14 protein-coding genes are annotated in these 17,650 nt (G+C 63.8%); 6 read left to right on the top strand and 8 right to left on the bottom strand.

Translation table 11 applies throughout. From position 1 onward, the window contains the following. Positions 1-79: 79 nt before the first annotated feature. Both ACEN8U_RS02510 and ACEN8U_RS02505 read right to left on the bottom strand, forming a co-directional pair. Positions 80-2,923 (bottom strand): MGH1-like glycoside hydrolase domain-containing protein, encoded by a 2,844-nt coding sequence (locus ACEN8U_RS02510; protein ID WP_310109893.1) that lies wholly within the window; start codon positions 2,921-2,923, stop codon positions 80-82. Between the two features lie 51 nt (positions 2,924-2,974). Continuing rightward, a complete protein-coding gene (locus ACEN8U_RS02505; RefSeq protein ID WP_310109895.1) occupies positions 2,975-4,954 on the bottom strand; it encodes an amylo-alpha-1,6-glucosidase in 1,980 nt (659 codons plus the stop codon). A gap of 177 nt (positions 4,955-5,131) precedes the next feature. On the opposite strand from ACEN8U_RS02505, the gene ACEN8U_RS02500 reads away from it, so the two are divergent. Both ACEN8U_RS02500 and ACEN8U_RS02495 read left to right on the top strand, forming a co-directional pair. After that, entirely contained in the window at positions 5,132-5,470 is a 339-nt protein-coding gene (locus tag ACEN8U_RS02500; RefSeq protein ID WP_310109897.1) for a hypothetical protein, read from the top strand. 57 nt (positions 5,471-5,527) lie between these two features. Continuing rightward, positions 5,528-7,690: a phosphocholine-specific phospholipase C gene (locus ACEN8U_RS02495; protein WP_310109899.1), complete on the top strand. Its 2,163-nt coding sequence runs from the start codon at positions 5,528-5,530 to the stop codon at positions 7,688-7,690. 105 nt (positions 7,691-7,795) lie between these two features. Here the strand turns inward: ACEN8U_RS02495 and ACEN8U_RS02490 are convergent, their stop codons facing one another. After that, the gene (locus tag ACEN8U_RS02490) at positions 7,796-8,911 is read right to left on the bottom strand and encodes a M14 family metallopeptidase (protein ID WP_310109903.1); all 1,116 of its coding nucleotides are present in this window, start codon (positions 8,909-8,911) and stop codon (positions 7,796-7,798) included. A 46-nt stretch (positions 8,912-8,957) separates the two neighbouring features. Continuing rightward, positions 8,958-9,725, bottom strand: a complete 768-nt coding sequence (locus ACEN8U_RS02485; RefSeq protein WP_310109905.1) for a transporter substrate-binding domain-containing protein — start codon at positions 9,723-9,725, stop codon at positions 8,958-8,960. Between the two features lie 169 nt (positions 9,726-9,894). On the opposite strand from ACEN8U_RS02485, the gene ACEN8U_RS02480 reads away from it, so the two are divergent. Then, complete coding sequence (locus ACEN8U_RS02480) at positions 9,895-10,815, top strand: LysR substrate-binding domain-containing protein (RefSeq protein WP_310109907.1); 921 nt, start codon at positions 9,895-9,897, stop codon at positions 10,813-10,815. A 26-nt stretch (positions 10,816-10,841) separates the two neighbouring features. Here the strand turns inward: ACEN8U_RS02480 and ACEN8U_RS02475 are convergent, their stop codons facing one another. The 4 genes from ACEN8U_RS02475 to ACEN8U_RS02460 form a co-directional block, all read right to left on the bottom strand. Next, positions 10,842-11,276 (bottom strand): rubredoxin, encoded by a 435-nt coding sequence (locus ACEN8U_RS02475; RefSeq protein WP_310109909.1) that lies wholly within the window; start codon positions 11,274-11,276, stop codon positions 10,842-10,844. Between the two features lie 328 nt (positions 11,277-11,604). Beyond that, positions 11,605-12,813, bottom strand: coding sequence for an aromatic ring-hydroxylating dioxygenase subunit alpha (locus tag ACEN8U_RS02470; RefSeq protein ID WP_310109910.1), 1,209 nt, complete (start codon positions 12,811-12,813; stop codon positions 11,605-11,607). A gap of 196 nt (positions 12,814-13,009) precedes the next feature. Further along, positions 13,010-14,461, bottom strand: coding sequence for a glycosyltransferase (locus tag ACEN8U_RS02465; RefSeq protein ID WP_310109911.1), 1,452 nt, complete (start codon positions 14,459-14,461; stop codon positions 13,010-13,012). A 53-nt stretch (positions 14,462-14,514) separates the two neighbouring features. Continuing rightward, a complete protein-coding gene (locus ACEN8U_RS02460) occupies positions 14,515-15,114 on the bottom strand; it encodes a cytochrome b (RefSeq protein WP_310109912.1) in 600 nt (199 codons plus the stop codon). 321 nt (positions 15,115-15,435) lie between these two features. Between ACEN8U_RS02460 and ACEN8U_RS02455 the strand changes: the two genes are divergently transcribed. From ACEN8U_RS02455 to ACEN8U_RS02445, 3 genes are all read left to right on the top strand, one after another. Beyond that, the gene (locus tag ACEN8U_RS02455; RefSeq protein WP_013591211.1) at positions 15,436-15,639 is read left to right on the top strand and encodes a DUF3562 domain-containing protein; all 204 of its coding nucleotides are present in this window, start codon (positions 15,436-15,438) and stop codon (positions 15,637-15,639) included. Positions 15,640-15,825: 186 nt separating this feature from the next. Beyond that, on the top strand, positions 15,826-16,929 hold the full coding sequence (locus ACEN8U_RS02450) for an NAD(P)/FAD-dependent oxidoreductase (protein ID WP_310109914.1): 1,104 nt from the start codon (positions 15,826-15,828) through the stop codon (positions 16,927-16,929). A 125-nt stretch (positions 16,930-17,054) separates the two neighbouring features. Further along, positions 17,055-17,516 carry a GNAT family N-acetyltransferase gene (locus ACEN8U_RS02445; RefSeq protein WP_310109916.1) on the top strand — a complete coding sequence of 154 codons (462 nt, stop codon included), beginning with the start codon at positions 17,055-17,057 and terminating at the stop codon, positions 17,514-17,516. Positions 17,517-17,650: the final 134 nt, after the last annotated feature.

Below are 17,650 nucleotides of genomic sequence, written 5' to 3'. Positions count from 1 at the left end.
TCGGGAAAGCCAATGAACCGGACGTGGCAATACTGGAAAGACCACGTCCGCCCCCACACAGTTCAACCGCGATGGCGCGCTATTTCACCGTGCTACCCGCCAACGCCGACGCGCCTTCGTGCTCGGTTGCAAGCGCCGTGGCGGGCTCGGGCGCGGGCTGCGTGGCCGTCTGCGTGGGCCGCGCGGGCGCCGACGGCGCCATGGGAATCGGCGCGCGCCCCGGCTCGCCCGCGAGCGGCACGCTGCCCGACGGCGCCATCTCCCGCGGTTGCAGCAGCAACGCGACGAGTCCGGTCCAGCCCGTTTGATGCGAAGCGCCCACGCCGCGGCCGTTGTCGCCGTGGAAGTATTCGTGGAACAGAATCAGGTCCGCCGACTTGGGGTCCGCCTGGAGCAAGGGATACGCGCCCATGACCGGCCGCTCGCCGTCCTTGTTCTTGAGGAACAGCGTCGTGGCGCGACGCGCCAGTTCGTCGGCGATTTCGCAGAGCGAGAAAGTCTGCCCCGAGCCCGTCGGATATTCGACGCGGAATCCGTCGCCGTAATAGCGGTGAAATTCGTAGAGCGACTCGATCAACAGATAGTTGACGGGCATCCACACCGGACCGCGCCAGTTCGAATTGCCGCCGAACACGCGCGTGTCGGACTCGGCCGGCAGATATTTGACCGTGAAGCTGTTGCCGTTGTGAGTGAACACGAACGGATGATCGCGGTGATAGCGCGAAAGCGCGCGCACGCCGTGGTCGGAGAGAAATTCGCTTTCGTCGAGCGCGCGCCGCAACAGCGCTTTCATTCGATGCCCGCGCAAAACGGAGAGCAGCAGTGCATTGCCCTTGCCCGGCTCGTTCCAGCGCGAAACCAGCTTCGCGAGATCCGGCCGATGCTTGAGGAACCACATCAACCGGTCGCGCAATCCGGGCAATTCGCCATGCAGGCGCTCTTCGAGCACGTGCACCGCAAAAAGCGGAATGAGTCCGACAATGGAGCGCACGCGCATCGGCAGGCTCGTGCCGTCGGGCAGGCGCAGCTTGTCGTAGAAGAACTCGTCTTCGCTGTCCCAGAGTCCGGTATCGCAACCGTCGTCGCAACTCACGGCTTGCGCGATATACAAAAAGTGCTCGAAAAACTTCACGCCGATATCGACGAACACATGGTTCGCGTACGCGAGTTCGAGCGCGATGCGCATGAGGTCGAGCGCGTAGGCGGCCATCCACGCGGTGCCGTCCGCCTGGTCGATGTGGCCGCCGGTAGGCAGCGGCGACGACCGGTCGAAAATGCCCACGTTGTCGAGCCCGAGAAAACCGCCCTGAAAAATATTGTGGCCGTCGGCGTCCTTGCGGTTCACCCACCACGAGAAGTTGAGCAGCAGCTTGTGAAAAATAAGCTCGAGGAAATCGCGGTCGGCTTTGCCGGTGAGCGCGCGATCGATCTCGTACACGCGCCACGCAGCCCAAGCGTGAACCGGCGGATTGGCGTCGCCGAGCGCCCATTCGTAGGCGGGCAATTGCCCATTTGGATGCTGATAGCGGTCCTTCACGAGCAGCAGCAATTGACGTTTCGCGAACGCCGGGTCGATCAGCGCGAACGCCGCCGCATGAAACGCGAGATCCCAAGACGCATACCACGGGTACTCCCACTTGTCCGGCATCGACACAATGTCCGCGTTGCACAAGTGCATCCAGTCCGCGTTGCGTCCGTGCTTGCGCGCGTCCGCCGGTTTGGGCTGCAACGGATCGCCTTCGATCCAGCGATGCACGTCATAGCGGTAATACTGCTTGGACCACAGCATGCCCGCGAGCGCCTGGCGCTGCACGAGTCGCGCGTCCGGGTCGTCCATGTCGCGTTGCAGCGCGCCGTAGAACTCGTCTGCCTCCGCGATACGTTTTGCAAACAGCGCGTCGGCGTCGAGCGGCACTTCGTCGGGTGTCGCCTCCGGACGCCAGCGCAGATACACCACCGCGCGCCCATGCGGACCCAGTTCGATCGGCGCATGCGCACCGGCCTTCGTGCCGCGATCACGCCGCACCGCTTGCTGATCGCCATGCACGAGGTAGTCGTTGAAGCCGTCTTTGAACGGCCCGGGCGCCTCTGTATTGAAGAGGCGCTTCACATTCGTGTCGTTCTCGCAGAAGAGCCAGGTGACATGCGGCGCGTCGTTCGACCAGGCCGTGACGACAATCGGCTCGTGTCCGTGCTGATGCCCGATCAACTGCGCGCGGCCGTTGTGGTCGATGCCTGCGACGAGCGACGGTTTGTCCGGGTTCTCCTTCCACGACCAGGAATTGCGCGCCCAGATCTGCGGCAGCACGTCGAGCGAGGCCGGCTCGTCCGCGCGATTGTCGATTGTCACGCGCATCACGATGTCGTCGGGCGCGTGCTTGGCGTATTCCACCTGCACGTCGAAATAGCGTAGATCGTCGAATACACCGGTGTCGAGAATTTCGTACTCCGGCATGTCGCCGCCGCGCCGCGCGTTTTCCTCGATCAGATCCTGATACGGATAAGCGGCGTGCGGGTACTTGTAAAGCATGCGCATGTACGAATGCGTCGGCGTGCCGTCGAGATAAAAGTACAGCTCCTTCACGTCCTCGCCGTGATTGCCCTGCGCATTCGTGAGACCAAAGAGCCGCTCCTTCAGGATCGGATCCTTGCGATTCCACAGCGCGAGCGACACGCACCAGCTCAGCGTGTCGTCGCCGAAACCGGCTATGCCGTCTTCGCCCCAGCGGTAGGCGCGGCTGCGCGCATGGTCGTGCGGGAAGTACTCCCAGGCGGTGCCGTCCGCGCTGTAATCCTCGCGCACCGTGCCCCATTGACGCTCGCTGAGGTACGGTCCCCAGCGCTGCCAATGGGCACAATCCGCCGAATGCAGACGTGAACCTTCAGTAGTGGCGAACAGATTCGCAGCGCGCAGCGGTGGCATGACAGCTTCCTTGCGTCGGGCTTGGCGGTGGGACACACATCGTAGCGCGGTTTACGCGGCGTTGCGATCCAACCCTGCAAGCAGGTAGTCGAGGCGCAGCAGCTCGCCGAGCGACCACGCCTGAAACGGCGTGCCGGCGGGCGCGTGCGGCGCATCGCCGTCGGCGATTTCGGAAATATGATCGAGCCCGGCGTGATCCAGATGCGCATACAGCGGCGCGAGGAAACGCGTGCGCGCCTGCCGGCAAGCGTCGCGCGTGTTGCCGTGCACGCGCAGCCAGGCTTCGACGAACGGACCGAGCAGCCACGGCCACGCCGTTCCCTGATGATAGGCGCCATCGCGTTCAAAGGGGGCGCCGCTGTAGCGTCCGCGATAGGCGGGATCCGACGGCGCGAGTGTGCGCAAGCCGAGCGGCGTCAGCAGTTGCGCTTCCACCTGGTCGACCACGGCGCGCGCCGCCGCGCCTTCTAGCAAGGCAAACGGCAGGCCGCCCACCGCGAAAATCTGGTTCGGACGAATCGACCGGTCCACGGTGCCAGCTACGTGATCGACGTCGACGTTGTCGAACAGCGCCCCCGTCGACGGATCGACGAAACGTTCATGAAACGCTTGCATCGCTCGCGCGGCCGGTTCTTGCCACGCGCCGTTCCACGTTGCTGCAATGCGCAACGCGTTGATCCAGAGCGCCTCTACTTCCACCGGCTTGCCGATGCGCGGCGTGACGACCCAATCGCCGACCCTGGCGTCCATCCACGTGAGCTGCACGCCGGGCACGCCCGCGCACAGCAAACCGTCTTGCGCGCAGGCCTTGATGTTAAAGCGCGTGCCTTGCGTATAGCCGGCGAGGATCGCTTCGGCGGCGGCGTGCAGGCGCGCTGTCGTTGCGGCACCCGCGTGATGCGTTGCCAGATAGTCGTGCACGGCGACGATGAACCACAGCGACGCATCCACCGAGTTGTATTCAGGCGCGTCGCCGTAATCGGGAAACCGGTTGGGCAGCATGCCCTCGGATAAAGTGCCGGACCATTCGAGCAGAATCGCCTCCGCGGCGTCCAGGTGGCCCGAGGCGATGAGCAAACCGCGCATGGCGATGAAGGTATCGCGGCCCCAATCCGTGAACCATGGAAAACCCGCGAGGAGCGTGCGGCCCTCGTTGCGCTGCACGACGTAGGCATCGGCGGAACGTTGCAGGCGCGAGCCGAGTGCATGGCGGCGCCGCTGTTCGAGTTCTTCCAGGTCGCCTGCGCGACGCGTTGCTGCGGCTTTAGAGTTTGCAGGCGCCTCGTTCGATGCGCTCAGGATCATCAGCGCGTGCGCTTCTGCTCCTGCCAGATCGAAGCTGAATACGCCCGGCGTCGCGAGGTCTTCGGTGTAATCCAGGCCGCGCTCGCGCTCGCGAACGTAGCAGAAGTTGCGGTACCAGTCCGGCGCCTGCGTGTAAGTGCCGTTGCTCGCCGCATGAATACGCGGCAGGTCGCCGTAGGGTTGCCAGCTCGCGCCGCTCGCGTCGTCGGTGATTTGTGCGGCGAAATTGAACGCCGCGTTCTCGTGATGCAGCGCGTGATAGTCGCGGCCCGAGAGCAAAGGCCTGACTTTCAACGTGAGCGCGTCGCTTTGCGATCGCCCTTGCGGGCATTGCCACCGCCAGCGCAATACCGTTTCGCACGTTGCCTTGCTGACGAACACTTCCGCCGTAATCAGCGTCTGCGCATTGAACTCGAAACGCCAGGTCGGCCACGGTTCGGTGGTGAATTCGACGAGGTTCGCCGTGGCATCCGGGTACAGGACGTCGGGCATATAGCGCTGCATGCTGAGCGGATAACGCTCACCGTTCCCTTCGAGCCATGCTTCGACGCCGTTGATCAGCACCACGCGTCCGCCCGGCGCGCGCGTGGCCGTGAGCAGCAACGCGTGATAGCGGCGCGTGCGCAACGTGCCCACGGTTCCCGAAGCAAAGCCGCCAAAGCCGTCGGCCTCGAGCCATTCGTCTTCGAGACGCGTCATGTCGAAAGGTCGTTCAATGCGTGTCATGGCGTGAGCAATCGTGCGGAAGAAGGCGCTGCCGTGTCCATTCTCCTACTTATCACTTTCCCATTCCTTTCGAAGAACTCACAAGTGCGAGTCATTTTTTCCACTCGCAAACGTTTCACAATTATTTCTTGAAAGGGTTGGAGACTGCATCCGCTTTCACAAAACCGGATGTGAGACATGAGTAGAGATCAACGCTTCGTCGTCGCCCTCTTCGTTGCGCTCGCAACGTTCGCGCTCAACGGCTGCGGCGCGGATGACGCCGCATCCGCGAATGCTTCTTCGTCTTCCTCTTTATCGGCGAATGCAGGCGCAAGCGGTGCACCGGTACCGGGCGGGGCATCGCCTGCTGCGCTGCCTGCCGCAGCCATGCCCGACGCCGCGTCCACGCTCGCCGCGAACCCCGCTCTCGCGTCCGACGCGATCGCCCAGAACATGCAAGCCACGCTCGCCGCCGACAGCCGGCAAGTGCCGCCCGTCATGCGCTATGCACCGGGCGACGGCGCGGACAGCAACTGACCGATTCCACCGGCGCGCGAGGCGCGCTATTCTCTCCCCCGCAGAAGGTGATATTCCATGACATCAAATAGCCGTCGCCGTTTCCTGCAGACCGTGGCTTCATCCGCCGGCGCTGCCGCCGCGCTGACCGCGCTGCCCGAGTCGATTCGCAATGCGCTGGCCGTTCCCGCGTTTTCGCGCACGGGCACCATTCGCGACGTCGAGCACATTGTCGTGTTCATGCAGGAGAACCGCTCGTTCGACCACTACTTCGGCCATCTGCGCGGCGTGCGTGGCTACAACGACCGCTTCCCGATCCCGCTGCCGAACGGCAAGCCGGTGTGGTATCAACCGTCGAAGGCAGACCCCACCAAGCCGGTGCTGCCGTTCCATCTGAATACGTCGACCACCAGCGCGCAATGTGTGGGCGACCTGGACCACAGCTGGTACAAGACGCATGCCGCTATCGACGGCGGCCGCTACGATCAGTGGCCGGCCACCAAGACCGACATGACGATGGGCTATCACCTGCGCAGCGACATTCCGTTCCACTACGCGCTCGCCGACGCCTTCACGATCTGCGATGCGTATTTCTGCTCGCTGCCGGGACCGACGCACCCGAATCGCTCGTATCTGATGACCGGCACCGTGGACCCGACCGGCAAGTTCGGCGGGCCGCTGCTCGACAACAACGATTGGGTGGACGGCGACGGCCCGCCGAACTATCAGTTGCTGTCATGGACCACGTACCCCGAGCGCCTGCAGGCTGCCGGCATTTCGTGGCAGATTTACCAGCAAGGTTTGACCGGCGCCGATCCGTTGAATGGCAACTACGGCACGAACATCCTGCAAAACTTCAGCAACTTCATTAACGCGCAGCCCGGCTCGCCGTTGTATGAGCGCGCGCAAACTGTGCGCACCATCGACGACCTGAAGGCCGACGTGCTCGCGAACAGGCTGCCGCAGGTGTCCTGGCTGTGCCCGCCCGCCGCGTACTCCGAGCATCCGCAATACACGCCCGCGTACGGCGCCGAATATACGTCGCAGATTCTCGACGCGTTGACCTCGAACCCCGAGGTGTGGAGCAAGACCGTGCTCTTCATCATGTACGATGAGAACGACGGCTTCTTCGATCACATGGTGCCGCCGCAGCCGGCCACCACGGCTGCGCAAGGCAAGTCGACGGTCAGCACGGAAGGCGAAATTCACAACGTGGTCAATCCGGGGCGCGGCGGCAGCTATACCGCCGACGGCCTGCCCTACGGCCTCGGCCCGCGCGTGCCGATGACCATCGTCTCGCCGTGGACGAAGGGCGGCTTCGTGTGCTCGCAGGTGTTCGACCACACGTCGGTGATCCGCTTCATCGAAACGCGCTTTGGCGTGTATGAGCCGAACATCACCGCCTGGCGTCGCGCCGTGTGCGGCGATCTCACCACGGCGTTCGATTTCCGCACGCCGGATTCGCGCATCCCGCCGCTGCCGGACACGAGCAACTACAAGAGCATGGCCGACAACCAGTGCGCGACGCAGCCCAAGCCGACGGTGCCCGCGACGCCCGGCGCAATCGATCCGCAGGAAAGCGGCATTCGTTTCGCCCGTGCGTTGCCGTATGAGTTGCACGTGAACGGCCACGCGAACCCGAAGCAGAACACGCTCGAGATCTCGTTCGCCAATACCGGCGACCAGGGCGCGCACTTCTACGTGTACTCGACAAATCGCACGGACGGTCCGTGGCGCTATACCGTGGAAGCAGGCAAGTCGCTCGGCGAATCGTTCGATCTGACGGCGACCAACGGCGTGTACGCGTTCGAAGTCTTCGGGCCGAACGGCTTTGTGCGCAAATTCGCGGGCAACACGCAGGCAGCGACGCAACCTGCGGCGCAGGCCGCGCAGCTTGACGGCGGCCATCACCACGACAAAGCGCCGCAGCCCGAAGTGAAGGTGCAATACGACGTCGCGAACGGCAACGTGTTCCTCAAGTTCAGCAACAAGGGTGGCGGCCTCGCGCGCTTGACGGTGACCGACAACGCGTATGGCGGCCGCCCGCGCCCGGTGATCGTGCCGGCGGGCGCGCATATCGAGGAGGTATGGGTGCTGGCGTCGAGCCATCACTGGTACGACCTGACGGTGACGAGCAACGACGACGACAGCTTCTCGCGTCGCGTGGCGGGTCACGTCGAAAACGGCCGCCCGAGCATCAGCGACCCGGCTGCTATTGCGCCGGTGCTGGTGGTGAACTGACGTGGCGAACTGACGCGTAGCGGGTGAGGCTCCGGTTGACGCGCGCAATGTCGGCGCGTCCTGCCGCAGCCTCTGTTGCAGGCATGGTTCGCATGCGGCTTGACATCACGCGCCCAACAAAACTCCCGTACGGAAGGCGCGCGTTCCCGTCACCCGACCCAGCGGCGCGCCGGCCGTCACGAAGCGAATCGCACGACGCATGTAGAGCACGCCTTCGGTGTTGCTCGTGAGCGTGGTGGTCTCATCGGTCAACGGATCGACGATATCGAACAGCGGCTGGCCGGCGTGGATCGTGTCGCCGATTTTCGCGCGATGCACGAGAATGCCGCTCACCGGCGCGTAGAACTGCTCGCTGCCGGCAAGCGGCGTAGCGGGCGTCAATAGCGGCGGCAGCGGCTTCGCTTCGAGCGCAATGGCTTTGCGCCACACCAGATAATCGACGATCGCGTCGGCATCCTGCTGGGCCGTTTCATACGAAACGTCGCGCTGGCCGCGGCATTCCACCGTCACGGCAATGGCGCCGTTCGGCACCGGCTTGCTCGCGGGCAGCGCCTGTTGCAACTGCCACCACAGCAGGCTGTGCGTTTCGTCGAATGCCTCGCCGCCCGAGTTCGTCGCGAGCAGCGACGCCTGTGCGCCGAGATAGCGCGCAAACGGTTCGAACTGCGGCCATGCTGCCTCGCTCGTGTAGAGATGCATCGCGGCTTCGAGCGAACAATGCAGATCGATCACGACGTCGGCATCGAACGAAAGCTTCAGCAGCGACAATTGCAGCGATTCGAATTCCGTCAGCGGCTTTTGCGCGGCCAGTTCATCGGCAATGAGCCGGCGCACGATCCGCACGTTTTCCGCCGCGTCCGAACCTAGTGCCTCACGCGCGTTGGCGACAAGTGTCGGAAACCGCAGGAAATGCCGGTTGAAATTCTTGCCGCTCGCAAGATCGAAGCGGCCGACAAACTGTCCGAGCACGGTTTGCCCGAGGCCGACGGGGTTCGCAACCGGCACGAGCACGATCTGCGCATTCAGCGCGCCCTGTTTTTCGAGTTCGAGCAGACGACGCTTCAATAGCACCGTCGTCAGCATGGCGGGCGTTTCGTCGGCATGCAGCGACGCCTGAATATAGATCTTTTCCCCGCGGCTCGCCGCGCCGAAATGGAAGGAGACGACTTCGCGATGGGTGCCGACAGCGGGCGAAAGAAGCGGATGCGATTGCCTGTTCATAAGGAGAGCCTGGAGTTAAACAGCGGAGAAGCAATACGCGCGCGCATCAATTGCCGTAGGGATCGAAGTCGAAGTACTTTTTCGCGATCTGCGCGTATGTGCCGTCTTTCAGCATGGCGGCAATCGCCGCATTCATCGACGCCTGCACGGCCGTCTCGTCCTTGCGCAAACCGATGCCGGTGCCGCGGTCGCCCATTGAAAGCGGGTCGCCCACAAACGTAAAGCCACGGCCGGCCGGCGTGCGCAGGAAGCCGAAGTCCGCTTCCACCGAGCCGAGCAGCGCGCCGTCGAGCCGTCCATTCTGCAGGTCGGCGAAGACCTCGTCCTGGCTCTTGTACGCGACGACATGCGCGCCGAGCGGCGCCCAGTTCTTCAGTGCATAGCCTTCGAACTGCGTGCCCGATTGCACGCCGATCTGTTTGCCGGCAAGCGCCTGAAGGCCGCCGGCGAGCGGCGAGCCTTGCCGCGCGATCAGCCGCGATTTGAACTGGAAGAGCTTCGACGTGAACAGAATCTGCTGCTCGCGCTTTTGCGTGATCGCCATCGACGAAAGAATCGCGTCGATCTTGCGCGCCTGCAACGCGGGAATCATCCCCGAAAATTCGAGCTCGACCCATTGGCAGCGCGCGTGAATGCGGCGGCAGATCTCATTGCCGAGATCGACGTCGAATCCCTTGAGGCTGCCGTCGGGCGCCTTGGAATCCATGGGCGGGTAGCTCGGGTCGATGCCGAGGCGCAGCGTGTCGGTTTCGGCGGCCAGCACGCCGTTGCTGAAAATCAGCGCGGCGCTCAGCATCATCAGCGGAAGTTTCATGGGAGCGGAAGTGGTCTGGAGGTGGGCGGAACACGGCGAGGCCATCGTATGCCGCCGCGGCGCTTCACAAAAGTCCGCTTCGGACTATCATGATCGCTTTTGCCGATCACGCCGGCACGCGACGCGGCACGCACGCGCGCATGGCCCCGATCACCACACGGACGCTCACATGGCGCTCACGATCTCCCAGTTGCGCGCCTTCAAGGCAGTCGCCGAGCATGGCAGCCTGCGCGCGGCCTCGCGCGCGCTCGGCGTCGCACAGAGCGGCATCACGCAGCAGGTGCAGAACCTGGAATCGATATTGGGCGCGACGCTCTTTATCCGCACCAACCGCGGCATTGCGCTGACCGCGCTCGGTCAACGTCTGCTGCAGCGGGCGGGCGCGATTATCGGCGAATGCGAGCGCGCCGAGCAGGAAGTGCAGCAGTTGCGCGGCGACTATGTGGGCGAAGTCACCTTCGGCATGACGACCGAACCGCTGGTCGATGCGTTGGCGCATGTGCTGATGGACTTTCGCACGCGCTTCGAACGCGTGGCGCTGCATCTGCGCACCGGCACCTCGCGCATGATGATTTCGTGGATTCGTGAAGGCACGCTGGACTTCGCGGCCGCACTCGTCTCCAAGCACACGGATACGGCGGATCTGTCCGTCGTGCCGCTTTACGCGTCGGACCCGGTGATCGTGTGCCGCAAGGGTCATCCGAAGGCACGGGCGCGCTCGTTGGCCGAGCTGGCCGATTGCACATGGATCGCCACGCGCTCGCCGAATCTGACCGACGACCCGCACGTCAATCGCCTGAATCACCTGTTCGAAAGCCACGGCTTGGCGCCGCCGAAGATCGTCGCGACCGTGGAAGGTTTATACGAGACGCTGCATCTGGTGGGCGCGACGGATTGCCTGTCGCTGGAGTCGTCGATTGTCGCGAGGCAGGGTCCGTTTGCCGGTGCGCTCAGCACCATCGAGGTTCGCGAGCGCGCGATCGAGCAGACGGTCTGCTTGCTGCAGCGCGCCGCCATTCCGCTCACACCTGCTGCGCAAGAACTCGCGACGATGATCGCCTCGTACACGCGCACCGTGCGGGCGCGCTGAAACGACACAGGCCGGCGCCTGGAACTCTAGAACTCAACCAGCGCGAAGTCTTCCTTGCCCACGTCGCAGAGCGGGCAGCGCCAGTCGGCGGGAACGTCGGCCCAGCGCGTGCCCGGCGCAATGCCCTCCTCGGGCAGACCGGCGGCTTCGTCGTAGATCCAGCCGCAGATCACACAGACCCATTGCTTGAAGTCGTCGGGCGAAGCATTGTTCGCGGCCGGCGAATCCGGCGATTCCGGCGCGCCGTGCGTTTGCGGCGCGGCCGGCGTTTCGTCGAGGCTCACGACGAGCGGCGCCTGCGTGCCCTCGCCATGGCCATTGCCGGCGAGGCGTGTCTGCAGGCTTTCCAGCAGGCGCTGCGCCTCGTCATGCGTCAGGTCGATCCAGTAGGGATCGCCTGCGCCGTCGTTGAGCCGTTCGGGGGAAAACTGCAGTTCTACAGCGACGCCCTTCCTGTACATGACGGCGTTAAACCAGCAGATTCAGCACGATAGCAGCGATCAGAGCGGCGCCGCCGATCAGGCCGAGCATTTGCAGCAGAGTGAGGGATTTGCGCGATGCGGTGGGGAGCGGTTGCGTGGTCACGGGACGGTCTTCAGAAATCGAAAAAAGCGAAATGGTACACGGGTCGCGCCGCCGCGCATGCCGATTTGCGCAAACCCGCCTGCATCAGTGGGCCAGGCGTTGCCGCCCGGTTCCCATTATCGCTGTCCGACCGGGCCGTATTACTCGCGGGGCAGAGATGAATTAATTCCTGGCGAGGCGCAAAGCTGCCCGTGCATGTGACGCTCAGGTCTTCGCCAACGGGCTGCCGTGACGCGAGTCCCAGAAGCGGATCACTTCCGTGTGCCCCGTGCCAGCGCCGACGATCTGGTCCGGCGCCCCGCATTCGCGCAGCAGCGCGCGCAATTCGTTGATGACCGGAAACACCTCGTGGTTCCAGTCCGCGCCCTGCGAATCGTGCGCGCGTTGCTCGGCCTCGACGATTTCGCGGTCTTCCTTGAAGATGCGCTCGGTGAACCATACGAGCAGCGGCCACGCGAGATTCAGTGCGCCGGGAATGCCCGGCTTGCGGATCGACAGCAGTCCGAACGTGCGGTTCGTGCGCTGCTCACGGTCGAGCGGCACATAGACGATCCACAAATCCATCACCAGTGTGTTTTCCGACGTGCGGATCTGCAGCGTCTGATACGGATATTCGGTGCGGATCGTCATCACGTCCTTGTCGTTGTCGCCGCCGCTCTTGCGGCTCTGACCGAACACGATCGCCTCGCCGACGGGCTGCTGGCCCGCCATGCGCGCGAACGTGTAGTCGACCTCGACCCAGCCTTCGCCGTGCCGCCGCCCGAGCGAACGCGCGCGCATCTGCCCCATCTGGCGGCGGTGCAGAAACTGATGGTTCATGTCCATCAGATTCTCGTGCATGAACGAATAGTGGCAATTCACCGGACGGCCGAAGCGCCGCGTCTTGTACTTCTTGTCCGAGACGGAGCCGAGCCGGGGCAGCGGACGAACCTCGGCCATGGCTGGATCGCCGGGAAACACGAAGATCAGTCCTTCCACTTCACGGCACGGGTAAGAGCGCACGCCGTTCGGCAAACGCTCGCGCCCGAGGTACGGCACGTCGATGCATTTGCCCGAGCAGTCGTAAGTCCAGCCGTGGTAGCCGCAACGAATCGACTCACCGTCGACGACACCCTGATGCAACGGCACCTGCCGATGCGCGCAGCGGTCTTCGAGCGCGAACACTTTGCCGGATTCCGTACGCGCGAGCACGATGGGATCGCCAGCGAACGTCACCCCGTGCGTCTTTCCGCGCTTCACCTCATGCGACCACGCGAGCGGATACCAGTAGTCGGGATGAATGCCGACGCGGCGCAAGTCGCGGACCGGCGCGTCGTTGGCCGCGTGGCCCTGCGTGGGAGCGGTTTTCGGCGATGCCGCATGCGTTGGCGACGCCTCGACGGTGTTTTGTTCGAGCGGGGGAACAGCATGCATAGTGTGGAGCCTCCGTGCACGTGCGGATAGAGTAGGCGGCCGCGTGTCGCGGCCGTTATCGTCGTCAGTCTACTCGAACCGGGCAGAGCATGGGTCCGACGGGGCCAGAGCGCCGCGCCGGCTGGGCTGGGGGACAGGGCGGTGGCGCGAGGCGTTGTTTGGAGGGCTTCGGGCTTCGGGCTTCGGGGCTTCGGGGCTACGCCTCGTCGCGGCTCACGAGACCGGTGCGGCGCTGCACGCCCCAGGAACGCCCGCCGCGCAGGAAGTGCAGCCAGCCGAGCGCGGCGCCTGCGTGCCGCAACAGCTGGAACGTGAACGGCTCGGCCAACGCCGCCAGCATCGCCATCCCGATGGTGGCGCCGGTGCCCCGGCCGGTCCAGCGTCGGTAAAGATGAATGCTCCATAGATAGAAGGCGAGGTCGATTGCCGTCTTGAGGCCGATCACGCCGAAGATCGAGACGACGATCGCGCCGTGGCCGCCGAGCAGAAAAGCGAGCAGCAGTGCGAACGCGGTCAGGCCGTAGATAGGCTGCATGGTGTCGAGCGCCTTCACAGGCAGCATCAGCATGCCGAGCGTTCCATAACGCGGATTGCCCGTCATGTCGCGATTCCAGTACTGCGTTTGCAGGAAGCCCGCAAACCAGCGCCGGCGCTGGCGCAGGAAACCGCCGAGGGTGTCCGGCGCGTCCGTGTGCGCGTGCGCGTTGCCGACCACGCGCACGTCCCAGCCGAGGCCGCGGTCGACGGAATAGCGGCGCAGCCGGTGAATCAGCTCGTAGTCCTCGACGAGACACTGCGGATCGAAACCGCCGACGTCCAGGAGCGCCTCGCGCCTGAACGAAGCAAAGGCGCCCGAGACGAGCAGCAGGCTGTCGGCGCGCATCCATGCAAAGCGCGCGATGAAGTTGCGCATGTACTCGTACGTCTGAAACCACTGCAGCACGCGCCCCGACGCCGACTTGCCGCACACCGGCACCAGAATGCCGGCCGCGGCCACCAGCTTGGGGCTGCTTGCGAAAGCGGCGCGCATGGCGTAAGTGGCGTCGTCGTCGAGAAGCGTGTCGGCGTCGACGGTCATGACGGTGTCGGTGTTCATCAGCGTAATGGCGGCGTTCAGCGTGCGCGCCTTGCCGCCGTGCGGCATGCGCAGCCAGAACAGATTCGGATGAAGCGCGCTGGGCGCGCTGAGCTTTCCCTCGGCCGGCGCGGTGAGGCCGAAGCGCTCCGTGAGCAGCGCATGCGTGTGATCCGTGGAGCCGTCGTCGGCAATCACGATTTGCGCGGGACCGTGCGCCTGCCGAAGCAGCGCCGCGAGCGTGACCGGCAGCACCGCCGCTTCGTTATGCGACGCCACGACCACGCCCATGCTGGGCAAATTGCGCCGATCGTAGTCGGGATCGAGCGGCGGCGCACGGCGCATCAGCGGTAAGGTTTTCCACGTGACGAACGCGAGCAGCAACGTGTCATAGACGACGTAGGCAATCCCGGTCGACCACGCCACTACGCCGTGCAAAAAGAAAGCACGCGCGAACAGCAATAGCCATGCAGCGACGACCGCCGCGTGAATCAGCGTGCTCGACAATGTCGTGCCGCGCGGCACGATGCGAGGCGATGCAAGCGCGAACGCCTGTTCCAGGGTCTTTTTCAAAATGGCAGATGGCCCGTCTTGGCTGCGGTTTCAAACGATGAACGACACGGCGCTCACGGCACCATGCGTTTCAGAACCGACTTGCGATCGATCCACTCGTGCTTCAGCGCGCCGCCGACATGCATGGCGAGCAATGCGTACAGTGCATAGCCGAGCCACGTATGCAATACGCCGAAGCGGTCATGCAGCGTCTCCTTCAACGCGGGGTCAAGATTCATGACGTAGCCGATACGCGGCCACGTGAACAGATCGAAAAGCCGCATGGGATGCGTGGCCGCGTCCTTCCATGCCGAGTCGTGCAGCCAGCCCGAAAGCGGCAGCGCGATCATCAGCAGATAGAGCATGAAGTGCGCAGCATGCGCGGCCAACTTTTCCCACGACGGAAACTCGCGCGGCAACGGCGGCGGCGTGTGCGAAACGCGCCATACAATGCGCAGCAGCGCGAGGCCGAGCACGGTGATGCCGATGGACTTGTGCGTGTCGATCACGGGGCGCACCCAGCCGTCGGGCAGCGAGTCGGCGGACAGGCCAAGCGCGACATTGCCGATGATCAGCAGCGCGATGAGCCAGTGCAGCGCCATCGCCATGCGCGTATAGCGCGAGGGCGCGGATAAGTCAGTGTGTTTGGCGAGGGGTTCGGCTTGCGTGTTCATCAGTCGTGCGCTCGGCGAGGAAGTCGTTGCAAAGTGTTTGTCATGGCGGTTTTCAGCGGTGCGCCATTCACGGACAAGAACTGCTGAGTGTGCCGTTTTATTCCATGACGCGCTCAATGATGTGTTTCGGTTTATTTCACGCTGGCGGCCGGCGAGTCTGCGCTAAGGCGGCGAAATTCGCGAGGCAAGAAAAAAATCTCTGTGGCGTGCAACACGCGATAGACCGATTCAATTGGCATCGGCGGGCATCGCATCCTCTAATAAAAGCCCTGTGTTTGGCCACACTCGCGTATCCCACCGCCGCTTAACTGGAGACATTCCATGTCGCAACCCGAACCGAATGTAGACGAAGTGGTCAGAAGCATCGCTGAGGAAACCAATACGCCCGCGGAAACCGTCTCGCAGATGTATCAGGACATCCTCGCCGACTATCGGCATCAAGCGCGGGTATTCGATTACGTGCCGCTTTTTGCGGCCAGAAAAGTGCGCGACCAGCTTCGCGACGGCTCGCGTCGCAAGCATTGAGCCCGCCCTTGTCCCCATTGTTGCCCCGCCGGCATTGCGGCGCGGGGCGACCACCATTTTAAGGCGCGTGCCATTCGTCGGTTGATTGAACGGACACGCGCGCCGCTCTTCGCCGCTTTTCGCAATACACCGCTTATTTTTTCCCGCTGCTAGACTGGACCCCGTTCAACCGATCGGGGAATGGGCATGCGTGTGGCAATCGTTGGCGCGGGAATCGCCGGACTGAGCACGGCGTGGTCGCTCACCAAAGCAGGGCATGACGTCACGCTAATCGAGCAGGGGTCGATCCCGAATCCGCTCGCGGCGTCGGGCGACCGGCATCGCATGATTCGCCGTGCATATGGCGACGCCGACGGCTATGCACAGACCATCGCCGAAGCGTTCGATAGTTGGGACAGGCTGTGGGACGATCTCGGCGTGTCGCATTACGCGAACTGCGGTGTGCTCGGCATTTCGCAGTTTGCGGGCGACGGCGCCGAGCAGTTTCGCCTTGGCCTCGAGCGCATGGGTTTCGACTACGAACGGCTCGATCCGCGAGAAGCCGCCGAGCGTTATCCGTTTCTCGACGCCGCCACGTTCCGGTACGCGTATCTCGATCGCGAAGGAGGCGCGCTCTTCAGCGAGCGCATTGCGCACGATCTGAAAGCGTGGCTGCGCATGCGCGGCGTCGACGTTCGCCTGCATGCGAAAGCAGTTGCAATCGATCCCCAAGCGGCGAGCATTCACACCGAAGACGGCACGACGATCCACGCGGACAGGCTCGTGGTGACGACGGGCGCGTGGACGCTGCGGCTCTTTCCGTCACTGGCCGACCATCTCACCATTTATCGCAACACCGTGGCTTATCTGACGCCGCCTGCGGATCTCGAGCACACATGGTCGAACGCGCCGGCAATCGTCGATATTGGCGGTTCGAGTGACGGCTACGTGTTGCCGCCCATCGACGGCGTCGGTCTCAAGTTCGGGGCGGGCGTGTTAAAGCGAGCAGTGGCGGATGCGGAAACCGACCGCGTCGCCATGCCCGGCGAAGGCGACCGGTTGCGGCGGCTCTTTGCGCCGCCGTTGAGCCGCATTGACGAATACGCGGTAACCGAGGTGAAAACGTGCGCGTACACTTTCACGGCGGATCAGCGGTTCTTTTCGAAGCGGATCGGCAAGACGCTCGTGGTGTCGGCATGTTCAGGGCACGGCTACAAGTTCGGCGCCGCTGTCGGGCAGCGCGTCGCGCATGCGCTCGAAACCGGCGACGACAGCGCGCTTGTCCAGTGGCTCAGAGCCGAGACGGTGTAAGCACGCTTGCATCGACGGCCCGACGAAAGCATGGCTCCAAATTAGGGCCGCGCGCTGGAGCTAACAATAGCGGCCCGATTTTCTTATGCTGACGGTTTGCCTGCCGACATAACAAGGAGCCGCGCATGTCCGACACGATTCACATCCGCCCCGTCAAACAACAGGATTTCGACGCATGGCTGCCGCTATGGGATGCCTACAACGCGTTTTATGGCCGCTCCGGCGAAACCGCATTGCCGCGCGAAATCACTCAGCTTACCTGGGGCCGCTTCTTCGACGTTTATGAACCGATGCACGCGATGGTCGCCGAACGCGGCGATCAGTTAGTCGGCATCGTGCACTTTCTCTATCACCGTCATACGACGCTCGCGGGACCGATCTGCTATCTACAAGATCTTTACACGCTGGAGGCGGAGCGCGGCAAAGGCGTGGGCCGCGCGTTGATCGAAGCCGTATATGCGCGCGCGAAAGCGGACGGCTCGCAACGCGTGTACTGGCAAACGCATGAGACGAACCACACTGCGATGCGCTTGTATGACACGGTGGCGGATAAGTCGGGGTTTGTGGTTTATCGGAAGCAGGTGTGAAGTGGGGCGTGAGTGGCGTTGGGCGACGGAATGGGTTCTGAGCGCTGGTTCCGAAGATTGAGCGCGCGCGCAACACCGTCGGGAACCGGCGACTCATCACTACACCACTTTGAATCGAAAGAGCCGCTCGCGCG

The organism is Paraburkholderia phenoliruptrix (assembly GCF_047325075.1).
Lineage (GTDB): Bacteria > Pseudomonadota > Gammaproteobacteria > Burkholderiales > Burkholderiaceae > Paraburkholderia > Paraburkholderia phenoliruptrix.
The sequence above is the reverse complement of the archived record's forward strand: the minus strand, read 5'-3'. Positions and strand labels throughout refer to the sequence as shown.

Coding starts and splice junctions, on each gene's coding strand:
- ACEN8U_RS02460 (WP_310109912.1), bottom strand. CDS start 15,114: ATGAACACGCAAGCCGAACCCCTCGCCAAACACACTGACTTATCCGCG.
- ACEN8U_RS02485 (WP_310109905.1), bottom strand. CDS start 9,725: ATGAAACTTCCGCTGATGATGCTGAGCGCCGCGCTGATTTTCAGCAAC.
- ACEN8U_RS02455 (WP_013591211.1), top strand. CDS start 15,436: ATGTCGCAACCCGAACCGAATGTAGACGAAGTGGTCAGAAGCATCGCT.
- ACEN8U_RS02445 (WP_310109916.1), top strand. CDS start 17,055: ATGTCCGACACGATTCACATCCGCCCCGTCAAACAACAGGATTTCGAC.
- ACEN8U_RS02505 (WP_310109895.1), bottom strand. CDS start 4,954: ATGACACGCATTGAACGACCTTTCGACATGACGCGTCTCGAAGACGAA.
- ACEN8U_RS02480 (WP_310109907.1), top strand. CDS start 9,895: ATGGCGCTCACGATCTCCCAGTTGCGCGCCTTCAAGGCAGTCGCCGAG.
- ACEN8U_RS02495 (WP_310109899.1), top strand. CDS start 5,528: ATGACATCAAATAGCCGTCGCCGTTTCCTGCAGACCGTGGCTTCATCC.
- ACEN8U_RS02500 (WP_310109897.1), top strand. CDS start 5,132: ATGAGTAGAGATCAACGCTTCGTCGTCGCCCTCTTCGTTGCGCTCGCA.
- ACEN8U_RS02450 (WP_310109914.1), top strand. CDS start 15,826: ATGCGTGTGGCAATCGTTGGCGCGGGAATCGCCGGACTGAGCACGGCG.
- ACEN8U_RS02475 (WP_310109909.1), bottom strand. CDS start 11,276: ATGTACAGGAAGGGCGTCGCTGTAGAACTGCAGTTTTCCCCCGAACGG.
- ACEN8U_RS02470 (WP_310109910.1), bottom strand. CDS start 12,813: ATGCATGCTGTTCCCCCGCTCGAACAAAACACCGTCGAGGCGTCGCCA.
- ACEN8U_RS02490 (WP_310109903.1), bottom strand. CDS start 8,911: ATGAACAGGCAATCGCATCCGCTTCTTTCGCCCGCTGTCGGCACCCAT.
- ACEN8U_RS02510 (WP_310109893.1), bottom strand. CDS start 2,923: ATGCCACCGCTGCGCGCTGCGAATCTGTTCGCCACTACTGAAGGTTCA.